This window comes from Niallia oryzisoli (assembly GCF_036670025.1).
In the GTDB taxonomy this organism is placed as follows: Bacteria; Bacillota; Bacilli; order Bacillales; family Cytobacillaceae; genus Bacillus_BD; species Bacillus_BD oryzisoli.
Genome location: NZ_CP137640.1, coordinates 1691833 through 1712111, shown reverse-complemented (window position 1 = coordinate 1712111; position 20279 = coordinate 1691833). Strand labels below are relative to the sequence as shown.

At 36.5% G+C, this 20279-nt stretch carries 25 protein-coding genes; 8 read left to right on the top strand and 17 right to left on the bottom strand.

Annotated elements, in window-relative coordinates:
* Positions 1 to 87: 87 nt before the first annotated feature.
* A complete protein-coding gene (locus tag R4Z09_RS08650) occupies positions 88 to 1296 on the bottom strand; it encodes an FtsW/RodA/SpoVE family cell cycle protein (RefSeq protein WP_338451923.1) in 1209 nt (402 codons plus the stop codon).
* 280 nt (positions 1297 to 1576) lie between these two features.
* Positions 1577 to 1858, bottom strand: a complete 282-nt coding sequence (locus R4Z09_RS08645; RefSeq protein WP_338451922.1) for a YlaN family protein — start codon at positions 1856 to 1858, stop codon at positions 1577 to 1579.
* Between the two features lie 222 nt (positions 1859 to 2080).
* On the opposite strand from R4Z09_RS08645, the gene R4Z09_RS08640 reads away from it, so the two are divergent.
* A complete protein-coding gene (locus R4Z09_RS08640) occupies positions 2081 to 2575 on the top strand; it encodes a peptidyl-prolyl cis-trans isomerase (RefSeq protein WP_338451921.1) in 495 nt (164 codons plus the stop codon).
* Between the two features lie 72 nt (positions 2576 to 2647).
* Here the strand turns inward: R4Z09_RS08640 and R4Z09_RS08635 are convergent, their stop codons facing one another.
* The gene (locus R4Z09_RS08635) at positions 2648 to 3976 is read right to left on the bottom strand and encodes a PhoH family protein (RefSeq protein WP_338451920.1); all 1329 of its coding nucleotides are present in this window, start codon (positions 3974 to 3976) and stop codon (positions 2648 to 2650) included.
* Positions 3977 to 4339: 363 nt separating this feature from the next.
* On the opposite strand from R4Z09_RS08635, the gene R4Z09_RS08630 reads away from it, so the two are divergent.
* Positions 4340 to 4921, top strand: coding sequence for a YhcN/YlaJ family sporulation lipoprotein (locus R4Z09_RS08630; protein ID WP_338451919.1), 582 nt, complete (start codon positions 4340 to 4342; stop codon positions 4919 to 4921).
* A gap of 49 nt (positions 4922 to 4970) precedes the next feature.
* Here the strand turns inward: R4Z09_RS08630 and R4Z09_RS08625 are convergent, their stop codons facing one another.
* Positions 4971 to 5426, bottom strand: coding sequence for a pyridoxamine 5'-phosphate oxidase family protein (locus R4Z09_RS08625; RefSeq protein ID WP_338451918.1), 456 nt, complete (start codon positions 5424 to 5426; stop codon positions 4971 to 4973).
* Between the two features lie 174 nt (positions 5427 to 5600).
* Here R4Z09_RS08625 and R4Z09_RS08620 point away from each other — a divergent pair, with 174 nt between their 5' ends.
* Positions 5601 to 5804 (top strand): YlaI family protein, encoded by a 204-nt coding sequence (locus R4Z09_RS08620; protein WP_338451917.1) that lies wholly within the window; start codon positions 5601 to 5603, stop codon positions 5802 to 5804.
* A gap of 60 nt (positions 5805 to 5864) precedes the next feature.
* Here R4Z09_RS08620 and R4Z09_RS08615 read toward each other — a convergent pair whose 3' ends face one another.
* From R4Z09_RS08615 to typA, 3 genes are all read right to left on the bottom strand, one after another.
* Entirely contained in the window at positions 5865 to 6152 is a 288-nt protein-coding gene (locus tag R4Z09_RS08615; RefSeq protein ID WP_338451916.1) for a hypothetical protein, read from the bottom strand.
* Positions 6153 to 6178: 26 nt separating this feature from the next.
* Positions 6179 to 6478 carry a YlaH-like family protein gene (locus R4Z09_RS08610; protein ID WP_338451915.1) on the bottom strand — a complete coding sequence of 100 codons (300 nt, stop codon included), beginning with the start codon at positions 6476 to 6478 and terminating at the stop codon, positions 6179 to 6181.
* 172 nt (positions 6479 to 6650) lie between these two features.
* The gene (typA, locus tag R4Z09_RS08605; protein ID WP_338451914.1) at positions 6651 to 8492 is read right to left on the bottom strand and encodes a translational GTPase TypA; all 1842 of its coding nucleotides are present in this window, start codon (positions 8490 to 8492) and stop codon (positions 6651 to 6653) included.
* 207 nt (positions 8493 to 8699) lie between these two features.
* On the opposite strand from typA, the gene R4Z09_RS08600 reads away from it, so the two are divergent.
* Positions 8700 to 8885 carry a YlaF family protein gene (locus R4Z09_RS08600; protein WP_338451913.1) on the top strand — a complete coding sequence of 62 codons (186 nt, stop codon included), beginning with the start codon at positions 8700 to 8702 and terminating at the stop codon, positions 8883 to 8885.
* Positions 8886 to 8907: 22 nt separating this feature from the next.
* Here the strand turns inward: R4Z09_RS08600 and R4Z09_RS08595 are convergent, their stop codons facing one another.
* Both R4Z09_RS08595 and R4Z09_RS08590 read right to left on the bottom strand, forming a co-directional pair.
* Entirely contained in the window at positions 8908 to 9708 is an 801-nt protein-coding gene (locus R4Z09_RS08595) for an inositol monophosphatase family protein (protein WP_338451912.1), read from the bottom strand.
* Between the two features lie 188 nt (positions 9709 to 9896).
* Positions 9897 to 10091: a hypothetical protein gene (locus R4Z09_RS08590; protein WP_338451911.1), complete on the bottom strand. Its 195-nt coding sequence runs from the start codon at positions 10089 to 10091 to the stop codon at positions 9897 to 9899.
* Positions 10092 to 10280: 189 nt separating this feature from the next.
* On the opposite strand from R4Z09_RS08590, the gene R4Z09_RS08585 reads away from it, so the two are divergent.
* On the top strand, positions 10281 to 10904 hold the full coding sequence (locus R4Z09_RS08585; protein ID WP_338451910.1) for a DUF1054 domain-containing protein: 624 nt from the start codon (positions 10281 to 10283) through the stop codon (positions 10902 to 10904).
* Between the two features lie 98 nt (positions 10905 to 11002).
* Here R4Z09_RS08585 and R4Z09_RS08580 read toward each other — a convergent pair whose 3' ends face one another.
* Entirely contained in the window at positions 11003 to 11278 is a 276-nt protein-coding gene (locus R4Z09_RS08580) for a UPF0223 family protein (RefSeq protein WP_338451909.1), read from the bottom strand.
* 275 nt (positions 11279 to 11553) lie between these two features.
* Here R4Z09_RS08580 and R4Z09_RS08575 point away from each other — a divergent pair, with 275 nt between their 5' ends.
* Positions 11554 to 13023: an aminotransferase class I/II-fold pyridoxal phosphate-dependent enzyme gene (locus tag R4Z09_RS08575; protein ID WP_338451908.1), complete on the top strand. Its 1470-nt coding sequence runs from the start codon at positions 11554 to 11556 to the stop codon at positions 13021 to 13023.
* Between the two features lie 67 nt (positions 13024 to 13090).
* Here R4Z09_RS08575 and R4Z09_RS08570 read toward each other — a convergent pair whose 3' ends face one another.
* Positions 13091 to 13213 (bottom strand): GapA-binding peptide SR1P, encoded by a 123-nt coding sequence (locus R4Z09_RS08570; RefSeq protein WP_338451907.1) that lies wholly within the window; start codon positions 13211 to 13213, stop codon positions 13091 to 13093.
* Between the two features lie 207 nt (positions 13214 to 13420).
* Positions 13421 to 13720 (bottom strand): DUF3055 domain-containing protein, encoded by a 300-nt coding sequence (locus R4Z09_RS08565; RefSeq protein WP_338451906.1) that lies wholly within the window; start codon positions 13718 to 13720, stop codon positions 13421 to 13423.
* A gap of 189 nt (positions 13721 to 13909) precedes the next feature.
* Here R4Z09_RS08565 and R4Z09_RS08560 point away from each other — a divergent pair, with 189 nt between their 5' ends.
* Positions 13910 to 14341: a DUF1885 family protein gene (locus R4Z09_RS08560; RefSeq protein ID WP_338451905.1), complete on the top strand. Its 432-nt coding sequence runs from the start codon at positions 13910 to 13912 to the stop codon at positions 14339 to 14341.
* A gap of 57 nt (positions 14342 to 14398) precedes the next feature.
* Here R4Z09_RS08560 and R4Z09_RS08555 read toward each other — a convergent pair whose 3' ends face one another.
* On the bottom strand, positions 14399 to 14638 hold the full coding sequence (locus R4Z09_RS08555; protein WP_338451904.1) for a hypothetical protein: 240 nt from the start codon (positions 14636 to 14638) through the stop codon (positions 14399 to 14401).
* Between the two features lie 186 nt (positions 14639 to 14824).
* Between R4Z09_RS08555 and R4Z09_RS08550 the strand changes: the two genes are divergently transcribed.
* Positions 14825 to 15205, top strand: a complete 381-nt coding sequence (locus R4Z09_RS08550; RefSeq protein WP_338451903.1) for a small peptidoglycan-associated lipoprotein — start codon at positions 14825 to 14827, stop codon at positions 15203 to 15205.
* Between the two features lie 61 nt (positions 15206 to 15266).
* Here R4Z09_RS08550 and lpdA read toward each other — a convergent pair whose 3' ends face one another.
* From lpdA to pdhA, 4 genes are all read right to left on the bottom strand, one after another.
* Positions 15267 to 16676: a dihydrolipoyl dehydrogenase gene (gene lpdA / locus R4Z09_RS08545; protein WP_338451902.1), complete on the bottom strand. Its 1410-nt coding sequence runs from the start codon at positions 16674 to 16676 to the stop codon at positions 15267 to 15269.
* A 3-nt stretch (positions 16677 to 16679) separates the two neighbouring features.
* Positions 16680 to 17972 carry a dihydrolipoamide acetyltransferase family protein gene (locus R4Z09_RS08540; protein WP_338451901.1) on the bottom strand — a complete coding sequence of 431 codons (1293 nt, stop codon included), beginning with the start codon at positions 17970 to 17972 and terminating at the stop codon, positions 16680 to 16682.
* A gap of 132 nt (positions 17973 to 18104) precedes the next feature.
* Positions 18105 to 19082, bottom strand: coding sequence for an alpha-ketoacid dehydrogenase subunit beta (locus tag R4Z09_RS08535; RefSeq protein ID WP_338451900.1), 978 nt, complete (start codon positions 19080 to 19082; stop codon positions 18105 to 18107).
* Between the two features lie 3 nt (positions 19083 to 19085).
* Positions 19086 to 20201 carry a pyruvate dehydrogenase (acetyl-transferring) E1 component subunit alpha gene (pdhA, locus tag R4Z09_RS08530; RefSeq protein ID WP_338451899.1) on the bottom strand — a complete coding sequence of 372 codons (1116 nt, stop codon included), beginning with the start codon at positions 20199 to 20201 and terminating at the stop codon, positions 19086 to 19088.
* Positions 20202 to 20279 lie beyond the last annotated feature (78 nt).

The following is a 20279-nucleotide window of genomic DNA, read 5'->3' as shown; positions in this document are numbered from 1 at the left end:
AAGAAAAATAATCCCATATACCGTTTATTTGAAAAACATCATTAACCAAACCTATATTATAAAGCGCGGGGGATTAAATCCCCACGCCTATTTCCGAAATGAAAAAGCTTGTCCAGTAGTTTTTTTGGTCTTCCCCGGCTTCGAATGTTCTTCCTTATTTTTATAATTTTGCTCATAATTCACAAACATAGATATATTCAACAGAATGCCCATGGCGATCGATAATTGCAAGAGCGATGATCCGCCATAGCTGACAAATGGCAGCGGTACACCTGTTAGAGGAATGATTCCAGAGATTCCTCCAAGATTGATGAAGGATTGAATACCTATCATCGAGGATATCCCAATCGCTAACAGACTTCCAAAAGGATCTTTACATTTGATCCCAATAAAAATTCCTCTTAATACAATATACCCTAAGCATAATAAGACAAACCCAACACCAAAAATCCCCAATTCCTCTGCAATAACAGCCATTATAAAATCCGTATGTGATTCAGGCAGATAACCCAGTTTTTGAATGCTTTGTCCGAGCCCTAAGCCTTTTAGCCCTCCAGAACCAACTGCCATATAGGAATTGGCAAGCTGCCATCCGATCCCCTGCGCATCTTTAAACGGATCTTGATAAGCGAGAAATCGTCCGACACGGACATCAGAAAATAGAAAACCACTTATCATGAAAAGCAGCGGGATTGAGACCAATAATCCTATTCCAACCAGCTTGCTCACATTACGTAAGCTCATTCCGGAAGAAAAGATAATCGTCGCTGCAATTAAAAAAATGATTGCTGCTGTTCCAACGTCAGGCTGGATCGCAACAAAAACGACGACAAGCACTAAATAGGCTAAAGGAGGAACAACCCCTTTATTAAATTCGTTTATATATGACTGTTTCTTAGCATATACAGCAGATAAATAAATAATAACACATAATTTGACAAATTCTGAAGGTTGAAGGCTTGAGGCTCCAATTTTAAACCAGCTTTGAGCATTACCTGCCACATGACCGAAAATAAAAAGAGCACCAAGACCAAAGAGGGATAAAAAAACCATAGGAACAAGAATTTTATTACTTTGCAGCATCTTGTACGGAATTAATGCTGTAAAAATAAATATCAGCGCTGAAACGACGAGATTAAGCTTTTGCCTTTGATAAAAGTAGTCACTCGCTACGTCGTAACGCTGAACAGCTGAGACCATACTGGCACTGTACACCATGATTAACCCAAATATAACTAACATCGTTAAAACAACAATTAACGAATAATCATACGATTTTAAGATTTTTTTAAACATCCATCCTCTTCCCTCATCTTCAAAGTTGTATTATTTATTCTACTATACTATCAAATATCCTGCATATTAGAGAGAGAAAATGTTCACTTTTGAAAGTAAATTGTATTTTTTATATCATACTAGTTATAAGGCGCTCACGCAATAATCATTTTGAATTTTTTTGATAACTTTGTCATCTTTTGTCGGTGTTTTTAGCATTTTTCACTATACCCCATACTATAGAACTAGTTATTCAGATAAAAAAACTCAAACAAGATTTCCCATTGTTTGAGTTTAACACTTATTTTTTTATGGATGAATCATGCAAAAGTAACAGTTCCTTTTCCAGCTCATCTAAGAGATTTTTACCTTCATTTTCATCAATAAGCCCAAGTCGAACCGCAAAGTCTATTTCACGCGATAAGCCAAACATCTGCGTGTCCAAAACATCTTCATAGAGAGGGCATTGTGGCATTGTCAGATTATCCATTTGTACTTTAATCAGCCTTAATATTTTATCAGCATCTGCTTTTAATAATTCATTTGCTTTTTCTTTGTGATCAATAGCCATTTCAGAAGCCAAAGTTGATCCCCCCTGTAGTGAAAGCGATTATCCTATCTTTTAAATTTTATACTTTTGATTTCAAAAATGCAAGGCATTCTATCCAAATACAGGAGCGCCTAGATTCTAAAGTGATTAGGGTCCGGTTTTTCATGACAGTTATATATTTTTAGAGTATAATTTGTGTATTAATTAAATTCGAATCATAACCCTACTACAACATGAATCAATGAGGTGAAAACTATGGAGAGAATTATCTTAATTAAGGGAAAAGTCAAATTTTCGATTACACTTGATCCAACGGTTTGGATATTTGATGAGCGAAAGCTTGATTTGGATACATATTTTGATCAACAAGAGAAAGAGACGAATGAATTAGAAGAATACACAAAATCAATATCCAAGCATTGGGATCGTGAGATTATTGAAGGAGCCCAGATCCCAGTTGCTAATAAACCGGAAAAAAAATTTATAAAAGAAACATTGATAACTGGCAGCTTCGGAATTCGTTTTCAACCCTTCCTAGACAATGCCGAGCCATTTGATGATGCGAAAATAGTCATCATTGAAAGTGCCGAACAAGAATATACTCTGCCTATTGAAAAGGCAAAAGATATCATATTAGGCTTTTCAGCAAACGGAAAACCACTGACCGAAGATGGGCCAGTTCATGTGTATCTTAATAAAGAAAGTAAAAATGAGCCGATAAAACAAATCAAAGGTTTTAGAATTGAGTAAATTCAGAGTAAGGTGAAATAGAAATAAAAGGAGAAGAAGCAAATGCTTGATCTCCTTTTATTTTTTTGAAACTTATAGTATATCTGCTGCCAGTTGGGCAATTCCTGATCGTTCACCTTTAACCAATTTCACATGACCGGCAATTTTTTGATCCTTGAACCTTTCGACCACATATGTAAGGCCGTTATTATACGCATCTAAATACGGATGGTCAATTTGTTCCGGGTCTCCCATTAAAACAATCTTACTGCCTTCCCCAACCCTCGTAAGAATCGTTTTAACTTCATGTTTAGTCAGGTTTTGTGCTTCATCAATAATAATATATTGATCAGGAATACTTCTCCCCCTTATATACGTTAATGCCTCCACTTCTATCGAACCCATACCTGCAAGAATCGCCTCTAGTTCCCCTGGTTTTTTGGCATTAAATAAATATTCAAGATTATCATATATCGGCTGCATCCATGGTCTCAGTTTCTCTTGTTTCTCTCCTGGAAGAAAGCCCAGATCTTTGCCAACCGGTACGATTGGTCTGGCAACCAGCAATTTTTTGTAATCTCCAAAGTCCTCTGTCTGCATCAAACCTGCAGCTAAAGCAAGTAATGTTTTTCCGGTCCCTGCCTTCCCAATTAATGTTACAAGGGGTAAATCATTGCGGAGCAACAGCTCAACCGCCATCGTTTGCTGCACATTTCGCGGTTTGATGCCCCAAATATGATCATGATCAAAAACTAATTTTTTTACTTTATGTGCGTTCTGGTCAACCATTCCAATGGCTGAAGACGAAGAACCCAGCGCATCTTTTAGTAGAATAAATTGATTGGGATAAAATGGGTGATTCGCTATATCGCTTAATAACAGCTCTCCCTTTTCATAAAATCGATTTAATAATTCTGTGTCAATAAAAACATTTATATAACCTGTATAAATATGGTCATTTTCTACTACGCGATCGCTCAGGAAGTCTTCCGATAATAATCCAATTGCATCTGCCTTTACTCTGACTAAAGCGTCCTTGCTTACGAGAATGACTTGCTTTCCATTTTCCTTTGTTTCCTCTTCAAGCGATAAATTTTTTGCTACAGCCAATATGCGATTGTCATTTGTTTTTTCGATAAATATTTCTTGAAGTTGGTGAAATGAACGATGATTAAGTTCTATGCGAATTTCACCACCATTTTCTAACGTAATTCCTTCATGTAGTTTCCCGGTTTCCCTAAGACCATCAATCATTCTCGCTACTTGACGTGCATTCCTCCCAATTTCATCCATATATCGTTTCTTTGAATCAACTTCTTCCAATACAACTGCTGGAATAATGACCTCATTTTCTTCAAAGGAAAAAATAGAATAGGGATCTTGCAGTAATACATTCGTATCTAACACGTATATTTTACTCAACCCGATGCCTCCTGCTCCTATGCGTTCTATTTGCTGTGATGCGCTCCCTTTTTTTCTTTTGGCAAACTTTTTGTGTTTTTTGTCTTCTATAATATGTTGTTTTTGAGCATTTTGTTCACCCAATACGCAAGTACTACTATTACTGTTTCACAGAGCCTGTAATGAAAGTCGATTCCTTCTCAGGATGCCACACCCCTTCATACATGTACTAAACCTAGGACAGTTAGTTCTTTGGTAAAATATATGTTTTTTTGTATAAAGATAGAAGATATTTTGCACAATAACTAGTAATCATTTCAATAATAATTGAAATAATTCCTCGCACTCAAAATTTGTTGTCATATTTAAGGAGGTGTTCCTGAATTGAAGGTATACTTATTGCTTCTATTCAGTTGTTTCATCCTATCTGGATGTGGAGGAAATGATCAAGCACAAGAAAACAAGCAGCAAACCATCAATGTAAAAAACAGCACCATTCAGGAGGTTGATAAACAGACAGGGCAAGAGATTTCAAAACATTTAGTGGATCTTGCTGCAAATGTTCCAAACGTTAACGATGCCACCGCTATTGTACTTGGGAGATATGCCATTGTAGGCATTGATGTTAACAAAAATTTAGACCGTTCTGAAGTTGGTTCTATTAAATATACTGTAGCAGAGAGCCTTAAGAATGATCCAAATGGAGCAAGAGCGATTGTTGTTGCGGACCCGGATATAAATGCACGTTTGAAGGAAATTGCCGAAGATATTCAAAATGGAGAACCGATACAAGGGATAATGAACGAACTTGCAGATATTTCTGGCCGGCTTATGCCTGAAGTTCCAGCTGATTTAACAGATCCAAAGCCGAAAAACACATTAAATGAATCAAATAATAAGCTAAATAAAGACGAAGAACATAATCTTGATCAAAAACAAGAAGAACAATCCAATCATCAAAAATAATGATGAATTGAATCAGCTAATATAAGGCATAAAAAAAGCTTAGTCTGGACTAAGCTTTTTTTAACGCTCCCATTACCTGGTTGTCTAATCTTTTGGCTGCCTCAAGATCATAGGTTTTATCGTATTGGGGCGCCACGGTAATTTTAGAACCATAAAACATAACATCTCTTACTTCTTCTATATCCATATGAATCAATGCCAACTTTAACGGAACTTCCTCCATTTTTTCCTGCTTAATTTGCGTACTGCCGCTTATGGAATATGTCGATTCATTTGCAATCACATTGATGACAATTTTAGGATTTTGCTTAATATTTGTAACAATTCGTGAGCGGTTATCAACTGCAAACAAAATCGTTTTTTCGTCCTTTGCCAATAGCCAGGAAATAGCACTAACATTTGGAGCACCAGTCTCATAATCAGTTGTTGATAGTAGCACAAAGCGTTCTTTTTGTAGAAAATCCAATAATGGTTTCGTTAGTTCTGGTTCTACTTGATTTGCCATCATAATCCCCCTTTTTATTACCATCATCATATTATTAAATTACCTTACTTTCAACGATTTCACACCCTATTTGAACATTTTAATCACAAAAATTCGTAACGAATAAAAACATATTATATAATTAACATAATTCAATGTTTAATGGTAATTAACTTAATCAAAAGGGTGTATAAAATGAGAGTAAAATGTGTCATTTGCGATAAAATTGAATCAATTGAAGACAATTCCTTTCAAGCTAAGCGACTAAGAAATAGACCAATTTATACGTATATGTGTAAAACATGTACAAATCGCATTACTGAAAAAACAGAGAAAAGAATAGCTACTGGTAATTTTCATCTTTACCGAAGTAAAAAACAGGACGACGATTGGGGATAAAAAATAACCTTTAAAACTAAACACAAAAGACGCCGCGTTTTGCGGCGTCTTTTGTGCAGGTTATTCAGGAAAGTTTTGATATCTTTCCGGACTCTCATTAATTTGATTAAGCATTACTTCGATTAATTCAATAGGAAAACGAGTATTTTGCTGTACCCCATCTTTTACATAGGTTATATAATAAAAATCACTTTCCTTTGTTACCTGAATCTCAGATACCCCTAGATCTTCCGTTAAAATTGTCCTAAACAATGTTTCGGTTTCAGCTGCTGCCTGATCTTCAGGTCTTTCATCGATAACCACCTTAATAGTCAGCCAATTATAAATCGCATCTAGAACTTTTTTCATTAACAAAACTCCTAATCAACTAAATATTATGCATTTTTATGTCTGCGAAGCCGTATTTTATAGATAATAAGAATCAGCGCAGCTACTACAAGACCTTCTGCAACGGGAAGAAAAATGGCGAGAAACGTTAAAAATGTACAGCCGAAAATTAAGAATAAATAAATGATAACTGATTTCAGTAACGGCAACTTTTGGGCAAAGCCAAGCTTAAAAACAATAATACTTAAAAGTAAGATTGTAATATACAACAGCCACATTCCAAGATCAGAATTTACATTCACTTTATATAATGCAGCAAAAAAAGATAATTTTTCTGTTATATCCATACAGTCTTGTCCCCTTTTTTTCAAAACTCCTAATCTTAAGACTACTATACTATTTTTGTAGAAACCGTTCAACAATCTTAAAATAATACATGCAGCTTAATAACCCGATTCAAATTTTTTCAATACAAAACAAAAAGGAGACAAAGTGTCTCCTTTTTGATAAATATGATGTTTACGCCTGAACTTCAGCGCCTTTTTTCTTTTTCGCGGCTTTTTCGCGTTCATTCTTATTAAGAATCTTCTTACGTAAACGAATCGATTCTGGAGTAACCTCACAATACTCGTCTTCGTTTAAGTATTCCAATGATTCTTCCAACGTCAAAATACGAGGTCTTTTCATTGTATTTGTTTGATCTTTCGTTGCAGAACGAACATTTGTCTGTTGTTTCATTTTTGTAATGTTAACAGTAAGATCGTTTTCACGATTATGTTCACCGACAATCATGCCTTCATAGATTTCTGTTCCGGCATCAACAAAGATTACACCACGGTCCTCTACTCCCATAATTCCATAAGTAGTGGCTTTGCCATTTTCCATTGAAACAAGAACACCTTGACGTCTGCCGCCGACTTGACCTGGCTGCATAGGCTGGTAGCTGTCAAAGGAATGGTTCATAATTCCATATCCACGAGTTAAGGTTAAAAATTCAGTAGAATATCCGATCAAGCCCCTTGCTGGTACATTAAAGATTAGGCGAACTTGACCGCTTCCATTGTTAATCATATCGAGCATTTCACCTTTACGCGCACCCATTGATTCCATAACAGCACCTGTATGTTCTTCAGGTACATCAATTTGTACTCGTTCAACCGGTTCACAGCGGACACCATCAATAACCCTAACAATAACTTCCGGCTTTGATACCTGCAGTTCATAGCCTTCTCGACGCATATTTTCAATCAAGATGGACAAATGCAGCTCTCCACGGCCAGAGACAATCCATGCATCTGGAGAATCCGTGTTATCAACACGTAAACTTACATCTGTATGAAGTTGTTCACGCAGTCTTTCTTCAATTTTTCGTGAAGTCACATACTTACCTTCACGACCGGCGAATGGACTATTGTTCACAACAAACTCCATTTGTAAGGTTGGCTCATCTATTCTTAAAATCGGCAATGCTTCTTGATGTTCAACAGGACATACCGTTTCACCAACATTGATGTCTTCCATACCGGAAACTGCAATTAAATCACCAGAATATGCTTCTTCAATTTCTAATCGTTTTAAGCCAAAGAAGCCCATTAGCTTTGTTACTCTAAATTGTTTAACCGAGCCATCTAATTTCATTAATGCAACCGACTGACCAACTTTTATCGTACCGCGGAAAACACGGCCAATACCAATTCTACCTACAAAGTCATTATAGTCTAGCAATGCAACTTGAAATTGAAGCGGCTCGTCACGATTATCAATTGGAGCAGGAATATGATCTATAATCGTATCATAAAGCACTTCCATGTTTTCGTCTTGTTTTTCAGGATCACGACTTGCTGTTCCATTAATTCCAGAAGCATAGATTACCGGGAACTCAAGTTGATCTTCGTTTGCACCTAGTTCGATAAACAAATCAATTACTTCATCAACAACTTCTGCCGGACGGGCAAAATCACGGTCAATTTTATTCACGACAACAATTGGTGTTAAATTTTGCTCCAATGCCTTCTTTAGAACGAAGCGTGTCTGCGGCATACAGCCTTCGTATGCATCAACAACTAATAGAACACCGTCGACCATTTTCATGATCCGCTCTACTTCGCCGCCAAAATCTGCGTGTCCTGGCGTATCAAGAATATTAATTCTTGTATCTTTATACTGAATGGCCGTATTTTTAGCCAATATCGTAATTCCGCGCTCTCTCTCAATATCATTTGAATCCATAGCTCTTTCTTCTACATGCTCATTTGAACGGAATGTACCTGCTTGCTTCAACAATTGATCAACCAACGTAGTTTTACCATGGTCTACGTGGGCAATGATCGCTATATTACGAATATCTTCTCTGGTTTTCAAAAAATTTCCTCCTACCTATCATAAGGTGAAACAGTTTCCAATTTATTTTAAGGATAACTATAGATTATCCGGATGAACCGAAACTTAACTGAAACATTATAACACAATAGAGTGGCAAAGAAATAATTTTTTGTGTAAAATGTTCTTAAAGTTTTTTAAATGGTTTGAAATCTTTTATATTATTTCTTTTTTACCGGGGGTATAATCATGAAAAAAATCAAATGGTTATCTTTATTATTAGCATTTCTTGCAGCGGCATGCATGGCTGGGATTGGTATTGCTGTTGCGGAAAGAAGTATTGTTGGAATTTTAGGGTGTATCGTCATGCTAATTCTTGTAATGGGATTGGGCTTTATGAACAAGAAAAAAATGAGGGAAAACGGGATTCTTTAATCCCCTTCCCTCATTTTTATTTTTACCAGTCCCCTTTATGCAAATAATTATGTAATATTTCATGATGAAGACCAGGTTTGGCAATAAATATTGAGCATTGTTCCAACAAATTAAGTGGTTTACCTCTTAAATCGGTTACAACCCCTCCCAGTTCTTCAATTAGAATTTTGCCAGCAGCAAAATCCCACGGTGATAACCGTAATGAAATATAGGCGTCAAGTCTGCCAGCAGCCACATAAGCAAATTCAAGTGCTGCACATCCATAAGACCTTGTTCCTCTAACATTTTTTACGAGGGGTGCAAGAATAGCTGGGTCAATCCTTTTATTTTCCGTAACCCATGATGCATTCATTCCGATAATGCTTTCAGATAGTTTCACTTCCTCCAATCGGTTTAACGGGAGGTTATTCATGTATACTCCATTATCCTTGATGGCATGATATAATTCATCTCTTACAACATCATAGATCAACCCAATCATCCCGACACCGTTTTCATATATGCCAATGGAAATAGCAAAGTTTCGCTGCATGTGTACAAAGTTCATTGTTCCATCAATCGGATCAATTATCCAGATGATTCCTGCCGTTGTCTCTAACGAATCACCAAAACCTTCTTCACCGATGATTTTATGCCCAGGATAATTCCTGCGGATTTTTCCAATAAAAAACTGTTCAATTTTTTTATCAATTTCCGTAACTAAATCATTACGATTAGACTTTGTTTGAATGTCCAATGTTTGACTAAATGAATTCTTTATAATTTGCGCAGCTTCTTTGATCCAGCATTTTGCGTTTATATCAATATCAGACCAATTTGTCATTCTCTACCTCCACCATTAACAGATTTAGGAAATGAATTAAGACACTCTAATTATTTTAAGCTATTTTATTTGTAAGAACCAATTATTAGTATGACCAAACATAAAAAACGAACTCTTTTTGACTACCAGAGTTCGTTTCTAAATAAAAAATATTTTCTTCATTTTTTATCTCTTTCTCCTTTTTCTTTTCACAGAGCTTTTAACGTAAGAAGTTCCTGTCTAATTATTTCAAGCCTTTCTTTACTTTCTTTTTTCTTATTTTCATTATTTTCTCCCATTGCCTCAAACAACACAGCCAGTTCATAATCCATTTCTAACCTTAAAACAGCTTTTCTTTCCTTTTCTATCGCTTTCTTTTTCACTGAATTCATCACTTGTTTCATTGACAGTACACCCCTTCCAAATTTATTTTTTCAATTAATAGAAATCTGATTATTTGTATTATTATATTATGTGGTTCTTATTATTCTTGCAACAAATTTGCACACTCGCCTATTCTAAAATCAACTTTCTTCTTGTAACCAGATGTTTGTGATACAATATTTTTCAAGTACGACCAGGAGGTTATTTACATGTCATTCTCAGGATTTACAGAATCAGATTTTGAAGTTTTTTCTATAGATGGATTAGAGAATCGTATGGATGCATTAATAACACATATCCGTCCAAAGCTAGATGCACTTGGAGAACACTTCGCTCCCACATTATCCGCAATGACTGGTAACGAAATGTTTGCACATGTTGCGAAGCATGCACGTCGAAAGGTACATCCACCAAACGATACATGGGTAGCATTTGCCAACAATTCAAGAGGTTATAAGATGTTACCACATTTTCAGATTGGATTATGGGGGTCACATGTCTTTATTTGGTTTGCCATGATTTATGAAGCTCCTCAAAAAGCAGAATACGGAAAAATTCTTCAAGCAAAAGTTAACGAAATACACCATGAAATACCTAATAATTTTGTTTGGTCGATTGACCACATGAAACCTGATGTTTTTAAACATGCCGATCTGAATAAAGATGAGCTGCAAGACATGTTTGTCCGTTTACAAACGATTAAAAAGGCCGAAATCCTATGCGGTTATCAAATCCCTAGAAAAGAAGCCATTAACATGTCAGGACAGCAGATGATTGACCAGATCCAAAATGTGTTTACACAAGTTTTACCATTATACAAACTGGTCCAATAGGCAATACTTTTTCCTCACATAAGACGGTTGTGAAACAAATCCTCCTAAATTATGTTCATTTAGGAGGATAATGTTTGTTGTTCATTATATGCAGCAAATTAAGAATGCATTCTAATAATTGAACCAGATTCTGATTCTTTTCCCTTTTTAATGGTTCGATAGGAAGAATAACCGCTCACGGCTTCGAACTCAGCATCCAGCTTCTTTTCCTGTGCTTTACTTGGTACGATTTCTTTAAACCTCCTGTAGACCTCGAGCAGTTGTTCTCGATTGACTCCCTTTTCATATGCAGATTCAATCGTTTCAAAGAAACGAATAACATCGATGATTTCGACAGTTGACCAATCATGATTTATTGGATATTGATATTCCATATAATGATCCCTTACCTTCCATTTTCATTAAGATATCTTCATTAATAGCATTCCCACTGTATTTTTTCAAACATTCCAGTTTAAATGTTCCCTTTTCATGTTTAATTTCCTTTATTATTTAGAAACTAAAGATAGGCAATCGAATGTATACGATAAAAATTTATCTTTGCAAAGAATGTTAATAGTGCTATAATTCATATGTTTTATGACTTCAACTTAGTACTAGAACTCTTTTCTAGACAAAAAGTATTTTAATAAAAGGGTGTGGTAATAAATTGTCTCAACAACATACTCCGTTATTTAGCGGCTTAATTGAACACGCAAAAAAGAATCCCATTCAATTCCATATACCTGGACATAAAAAGGGAAGGGGAATGGCACCTGAATTTCGTGAATTTGTCGGCGATAATGCCTTGTCAATAGATTTAATAAATATTGGTCCTCTTGATGATTTACATCAGCCAAAAGGAATAATTAAAGAAGCACAGGATTTAGCAGCTGAAGCTTTTGGGGCAGATCACACGTTTTTTTCTGTACAGGGGACTAGTGGAGCTATAATTGCCATGATTATGTCTGTTTGTGGCCCTGGAGATAAAATTATTGTTCCACGAAATGTCCATAAATCCATCATGTCTGCTGTCATCCTTTCAGGGGCGATTCCGATCTTTATTCACCCTGAAATTGATAAAGAACTGGGAATATCTCATGGGATAACAATTGATTCAGTAAAAAAAGCACTGGATGAATATCCGGATGCAAAAGCATTACTAGTCATTAATCCAACATATTTTGGAATTTCTGCTGATCTAAAATCAATTGTTGATCTTGCCCATTCTTATGATATTCCTGTATTGGTAGACGAAGCACATGGAGTACATATCCATTTTCATGATGAGCTTCCTTTATCTGCCATGCAGGCGGGTGCAGATATGGCTGCAACAAGTGTTCATAAACTAGGCGGATCGATGACGCAAAGCTCCATTCTTAATGTTAGAGGAAAACGAGTTTCCTATAAACGGGTTCAAACCATTTTAAGTATGTTGACAACAACATCTACCTCCTATTTACTGTTGGCATCATTGGATGTAGCGCGGAAGGAATTGGCGACAAATGGACGAGAAATCGTAGAACGTGCCATCAAGTTAGCTAACTTGATTCGAAAACAAGTAAATGAAATCGAACATATTTACTGTGTTGGAGAAGAAATATTGGAATCCGAAGCTGCTTATGATTATGATCCAACTAAACTAATTATTTCTGTTAAAAACCTCGGCTTAACAGGATATGATGTCGAGAAATGGTTACGGAAAAATTATCATATCGAAGTGGAAATGTCTGACTTGTATAATATTCTTTGCATTATTACTCCTGGAGACACAGAGCGGGAAGCAGATATTTTGATTACTGCTTTAAGACATTTATCAGAAGAGCGCCATGAGCTTGCTGAAAAAGTTGAAACCAAAGTACTCCTTCCGGAAATACCGGTTTTAGCTGTTTCTCCAAGAGATGCATTTTATTCTGAAACGGAGCTTATTCCATTCGATGAATCTGAGGGCAGGGTAATTGCTGAATTTATTATGGTCTATCCCCCTGGTATTCCTATTTTTATTCCAGGTGAAATTATTACCGAAGAAAATTTACTTTATATTAAAAAGAACAGAGATGCAGGACTTCCTGTTCAAGGACCGGAGGATTTCGACTTCCGAATGCTTCGCGTTATAAAAGAACATCGGGCAATTAGATAATGAAAAGGCTGAAGTCGGCCTTTTTCACATAAACAAAAAAAAGCATGCGAACGCATGCTTTTTTTCATTATTTTTCTTCTTTATGATCGTGTTTTCCACAATTGCAATTCGAGGAGTAAAGAACCGATACCTTTTCATCCTCAAAGTAATCAATGGTTGAATTGCATTCTTGACAAACAATAGTACCCATTATTTCATCTCCCTTGTATTTAATTATTCTATAAGTAAGCGTTTTATTATCTTTAAACTTATAATAATATAGCACTTTTGAAAAATCAACCCCAAATTGTATAACACATTTATTGATATTAGCTGATTTAAATAAAAAACGTTATTGTCACAGGAACATACTGTTCAAATGACAATAACGTTATATCTTATAGAATCAAATTTATTCTCAATAATATTCTGGTTCATATGCTAAACCTGGTAATTGTTCCGCAAAAAAGTCAGCTAATTCTTCAGCTTGTTTTCGATCTTCTATTTTAAATATCGACTGCAGGTATTCAATATCTTCAAGGTCTAGGGGGTCGAGGAGTGTTGAACGGCCAGTTTGCATACACACTACTAAAGGCTTGCCAAAAAATAAGTTCGTATACACTATCCCAAAGTCATAACGGGCAATTTCAGTTGTAAAACCTACAAAACGAACTTTTACCTTCTCATCTTCATCGTATAATTTTTCAAATAGTTCCATTTTCATTTCTCCTCCCTAAAGTTCTTTCTTTAGAATATTATTATATTTTAATATATGCAGTTTATGCAATTCGTTATGAAAATGTTTTGAAAATTGTCATAAATTTTCAAACAATGTTAGAATAAATTAGGTAGGATATATACATTTTTTATTTACGGATAATAGTTCATCAAAAGGATGGGGATAGAAATGAATAAGGCGTATATTAAGCTTGTTCCGGCTTCAGTAAAACAAACAATGACCATTGATGAGTTAAAAGAAATGCTTGAGTATTATAAAGAAATTACAACTAAAACGGGAGAGCAGCTTGATTGGCCGTATGGTCAGGCCGCATTTCCTTATGAAATGCAAGATGAAACGAACGATAACAAACGTCAGCTCTATTTAGCAGCTAAACAAGATCGCTACCATTCTATTAAATTAAGTATTGACGAGGAACAGACATTAGCGGCTGATGCCAATGAAGCACCCCAAACAATAATACAGCTGGCACTTACGAACCAATCTACATATGGAGATAAAGGAAAAGCAAATGAATTAGGCAAATTCCTAGCGAATAAGCTGCAGGGCGAACTTCATTTATTTAACGGCCGTATCATGTATTATTATAAAAGAAAATAACCCCAACGATATGAGTAAGCACGATGGTAAAAAAGCATGTCTAATGACACGCTTTTTTTACCATAAGCTTAGCATTACAATATGAATAAAACTATATAAGCTTAAACTAAAAACAGTAACAAACATCGTTTTTCTTGTTGAATGAATAAATTGATTACCAATCACAATAGCTAAATAGAAAAAGATAAAAAACATCATAATTTTGTATATGTACCAATCTAACGTTGAAAGCCATTCAATAAATGTAAAACCACTCCAAATCATGAACTGTATGATTATAACCGTATAAATCCGCATATAACACCACCATTACCGTAACCATTTTATACAGTAAATATATGTAAAGCCCCACTTACTTATTTTTCATTTTTGTAACAATTAAATAACTATACAGATAATGGCAATTATGTATGGTATCATATTACTACTATATTCTCAAAAGAAAAGTTATTGATTTATATTGTAAAGCGAGGCATTGGTTAAATGAAAGGAAAACCACTTCTTTTAATGGCCTTTAGTCTGTTACTGATCATGTCGTGTGACAGAAAAGAGCCGCAACATTTATTTACTGTCGATAACAATACTAAACAGATTGTATTTTTTTCTGATGATGAGGCTTTAGAACAAGAGGTTTCCTATTATGATGCAATTATCGAGCTGAAAAAGGATTACCCAGAACAAATGAAAAATATGAAGATTCTATCGGCTTCTGAAATAGATGATTATGATAGTATATTCGAAATTGACCAGTGCCCTGCCTTGCTTGTATATTATCGAAATCGGGTAATTGTAGAAATTGAAGGAAAAGCGACCGTAGAGGAAATTATTGCACCAATCGCTAAAGTTTTATCCGGTTCGTCGTAATCAACAATTTTAAACATATACATTAAAAAAAGCTGACTCAAAAACGAGCCAGCTTTTTACTTTACTTCAATATATGGATCGGGCTGCCTAAAGCAACTTCCGCCGTTTCCATTGTAATTTCACCTAGTGTAGGATGAGCATGGATGGTCATCGCAATATCTTCTGCAGTCATTCCTGCTTCAATAGCTAACCCAAGCTCTGAAATCATATCAGACGCACTGGCACCTGCAATTTGCGCTCCAATTACAATCCCATCTTCTTTTCTTGTAATAAGTTTCATAAATCCGTCCGTGCTGTCCAGTGATAACGCACGTCCATTTGCTGCGAATGGGAATTTCGCTGCTACAATATCAAGACCTTCGTCTTTTGCCTGTTTTTCTGTATAACCAACAGAAGCTAGTTCAGGTTCTGAGAACACAACGGCAGGGATTCCTAAATAGTCAATTTCAGATGCGTGTCCCGCGATCGCCTCTGCAGCAATTTTCGCTTCATATGATGCCTTATGGGCAAGCTGAGGTCCAGGAACAATATCACCAATCGCATAAATATTACTGATATTCGTACGGCATTGCTTGTCGATTTCAATAATGCCTCTTTCACTCATCTTTACACCGGCTTGATCAAGACCCATTTCATCTGTATTTGGACGACGGCCAACCATCACAAATAAATAATCAGCTTCAACTTTCTTTTCCTCGCCGTTTACTTCAAATGTTACAACAACACCATTCTCTGTTTCCTCAACACCTTTAGCACTTGCTTTCGTATAGAATTCTACACCTTTACCCTTCATATTACGCTTAACAAGTGAAGACATTTGCTTTTCAAATCCAAGCAAAATGTCATCAGCACCTTCGATGACAGTTACTTGTGTACCAAAGTTTGCATACGCACCGCCCAATTCTAAGCCGATGACTCCCCCACCGATGACAACAATCTTCTCAGGGATCTCTTCTAGTGCTAATGCACCTGTAGAGTTTAATACGCGCTTAGAATATTTAAAGGCAGGTAATTCAATTGGTCGTGAGCCGGTTGCAATAATTGCGTTTTTGAAATTATATGTTTGAGAAGATTTCTCACCAATTACACGTAAGGAATTACTGTCAACAAAATAAGCTTCACCATATGCGATTTCTACTTTATTTCCTTTTAACAGTCCTTCTACTCCGCCTGTCAGCTTTTTAACAACGCTAGCTTTCCATTGTTGAACCTTTGAAAAGTCAACTGTTACATTTTCAGCGCTAATACCATAGTCAGCTGAATGTTTTGCTGTTTCATAACGATGCCCTGCCGCGATTAATGCTTTGGAAGGAATACAGCCAACATTTAGGCACACCCCGCCTACCACGTTCTTTTCGACAATCGTTACTTTTTGCCCTAGCTGCGCTGCACGAATAGCAGCGACGTACCCTCCAGGACCTGCTCCAATTACTATAGTATCTGTTTCAATTGGAAAATCTCCGACAACCATTTATTACGCCTCCATTAACAAAAGTTCTGGGTCATTTAGTAATCGTTTAATATGATTTAAGGCATTCTGTGCAGTTGCACCATCGATCATACGGTGGTCAAAGCTTAAAGATAAAGATAATACTGGAGCTGCCACAATTTCTCCGTCCTTAACAACTGGTTTTTCAGCTATTCTGCCGATACCAAGAATAGCTACTTCCGGATGATTGATGACAGGAGTAAACCATTGTCCGCCAGCAGATCCAATATTAGAAATAGTACAAGAAGCACCCTTCATTTCATCTGGTGCAAGCTTACCGTCACGAGCTTTTACAGCTAACTCATTAATTTCATTTGAAATATTGAAAATAGATTTGCGGTCAGCATCTTTCACTACTGGTACTAACAACCCTTTTTCTGTGTCAGCAGCAATTCCGATATTAAAATAATGCTTATGAATGATTTCATTATTAGCATCATCAAGAGATGTATTAAGTGCTGGGAATTCACGTAAAGCACTGGTTAATGCTTTAACAACATAAGGTAAGAAAGTTAATTTAATTCCTTTATTTGCTGCCACTTCTTTGAATTTTTTACGGTGAGCAACAAGTTTCGTTACATCCACTTCGTCCATTAAAGTAACGTGTGGTGCAGTATGTTTAGAATTGACCATTGCCTTCGCAATCGCTTTGCGGATTCCGCTCATCTTTTCACGAGTTTCAGGATATTGTCCTTGAGGAATAACTGGTGCTTGAGCAGCAGCTGTTCCTGCATCATTATCTACAGCTGCCTCTGCTGCCTGATTTGTTACGGCTGCAGGTGCGACGCCATTGATAAATGCATCAATATCTTCTTTTATAATACGTCCGTTCTTTCCGCTTCCAGAAACTAAACGAATATCGACGCCTTTTTCACGGGCATATTTACGCACTGAAGGCATTGCTACTACATGGTGGTTCGGATCCGCTTGTACAGCTGTACTTTCAGCAGCTTCAGCTTTAGGTTCTTCTTCCTTTTTCACTTCTTCAGCTTTTGGCTGTTCCTCGGCTTCATCGCCTTTAAATTGTAAATTTTCATATCCTGGTGCATCAAATTTGATTAGCACCTGTCCAACTGTCGCAACGGTTCCTTCCCCTACCAATACTTCTTCGACCGTTCCTTCTACTGGAGATGGAATTTCAACAACTGCTTTATCATTTTGAACTTCACATAATACATCATCTTCTTGGACCTTATCCCCTGGCTTTACAAACCATTTAACTATTTCACCTTCATGGATACCTTCACCAATATCAGGCATTTTAAATTGAAAAGACATTGGAAATTCCTCCTGTATCATCATGTCCATTCAATCAGAAAGTTTTTAATAACTTTCCGACCTAGGAACTAGATTTTTTAATCATGTCTAATGAGTTTTCATTTTTTTATATTAAAAGTACTTCTCCGTTAATTAAAACGTTAAAACTTTTTTGGCTGTTTCAATTACATCTTTAAAGTTTGGCAGCCACACAGATTCTGCCTGCGGGAATGGAAATACTGTATCAGGAGCCGCAACGCGCAACACCGGCGCTTCAAGACTAAGAATAGCACGATCATTAATTTCTGCCACAACATTCGCTGCAATACCCGCTTGTTTTTGAGCTTCTTGCACAACAATGGCACGACCCGTCTTTTCGACCGAAGCAATGATTGTATCAATATCAATCGGGCTGACTGTACGCAAATCAATTACTTCAGCAGAATATCCTTCCTTTTCAAGTTCTTCTGCTGCTTTTAATGATTCATGTACCATTGCACCATAAGTAATAATTGATACATCAGTACCTTCACGCTTTACTTCTGCTTTTCCTAATGGAATTGTATATTCTTCTTCAGGAACTTCCTGACGGAAAGAACGATACAATTTCATATGTTCTAAGAAGACAACCGGATCATTATCACGGATCGCCGAAATTAACAATCCTTTTGCATCATATGGTGTAGAAGGAATAACTACCTTTAATCCAGGTGTTTGTGCCATCAAACCTTCTAAACTATCCGCATGCATATCTGGTGTATGTACCCCGCCTCCAAATGGAGCGCGAATGGTAACAGGCGCATGGTATTTACCACCAGTACGGTAGCGTAAACGAGCTAATTGTCCTGCAATTTGATCAAATACTTCAAAAACAAATCCAAAAAATTGAATTTCTGGCACAGAACGGAAGCCTTGTAAACTTAATCCGAATGCTAAACCGCCAATTCCTGACTCAGCAAGCGGTGTATCAAATACACGATCTTCACCAAATTCCTGTTGAAGTCCATCAGTAGCACGGAACACACCGCCATTTACGCCAACGTCTTCTCCAAAAATTAATACATTTGGATCATTGCGCAGTTCTGTACGTAACGCATCCGTGATTGCTTGAATCATTGTCATTTGCGCCATGGCTTATTTCGACTCCTTTGCTTGATAAATTTCATATTGTTCTTTTAAGTGATGTGGCATTTCTTCATACATTATAGACATTAAATCCGTTACCTTTTGTTTTGGAGCAGCATCAGCTTTCTTAATCGCTTCTTTAATCTCATCTTTCGCTTGTTCAATTACTTCATTTTCTTTTTCCTCACTCCATAAACCTTTCGCTTCAAGGAATTTACGGAAACGAACAAGGGGATCTTTCTTCTCCCATTCATTATCAAGATCAGAAGTACGATAACGTGTTGGATCGTCGCCTGCCATTGTATGTGGACCATAACGATATGTTAATGTCTCAATTAAAGTTGGACCTTCTCCATTTATAGCACGTTCACGAGCCTGGCTAACTGCAGCATAGACAGCTAACGGATCCATTCCATCAACTAAAATTCCTGGAATACCAGCTGCAACTGCCTTTTGTGCAAGTGTATGTGCTGCCGTTTGCTTTTCACGTGGAGTTGAGATCGCAAATTGATTGTTTTGAACAATAAAGATAGCCGGTGCTTTAAATGCACCTGCAAAGTTGATTCCTTCATAGAAATCACCTTGAGAGGTTCCGCCGTCACCTGTATATGTAATTGCAACAGCTTTTTGTCCACGTTTCTTTAAGCCCAGAGCAACACCCGCTGTTTGCACATACTGAGCCCCAATAATAATTTGTGGAATATATACATTAACACCTTCTGGAATTTGTCCGCCTTCAAAATGTCCTCGTGACCATAGAAAGGCTTGGTATAAAGGTAAGCCATGCCATATAATTTGCGGAACATCACGATATCCCGGCAGAACATAATCCTCTTTTTCAAGTGCAAAATGGGAAGCAAGTTGTGATGCTTCTTGTCCTGCAGTCGGAGCATAAAAACCTAAACGACCTTGTCTATTTAATGAAATGGAGCGTTGGTCAAGAATTCTTGTATAGACCATGCGACGCATTAATTCTTGTAATTGATCATCTGTTAGATCAGGCATTGCTGCTTCATTCACAACCTGGCCCTCTTCATTTAAAATCTGAAACATTTGAAACTGCTCAGCAATTTTCTCAACTTGAGCTTTTGCATCAAGTTGTACATTCTTTGTATTAGAAGCCATCCCAGTCATCCTTTCGTTTCTTTTAGACGTTAATAGAGTATCCAAAAATCAATTATTCATAGCTTTTCTGTTTAAAAA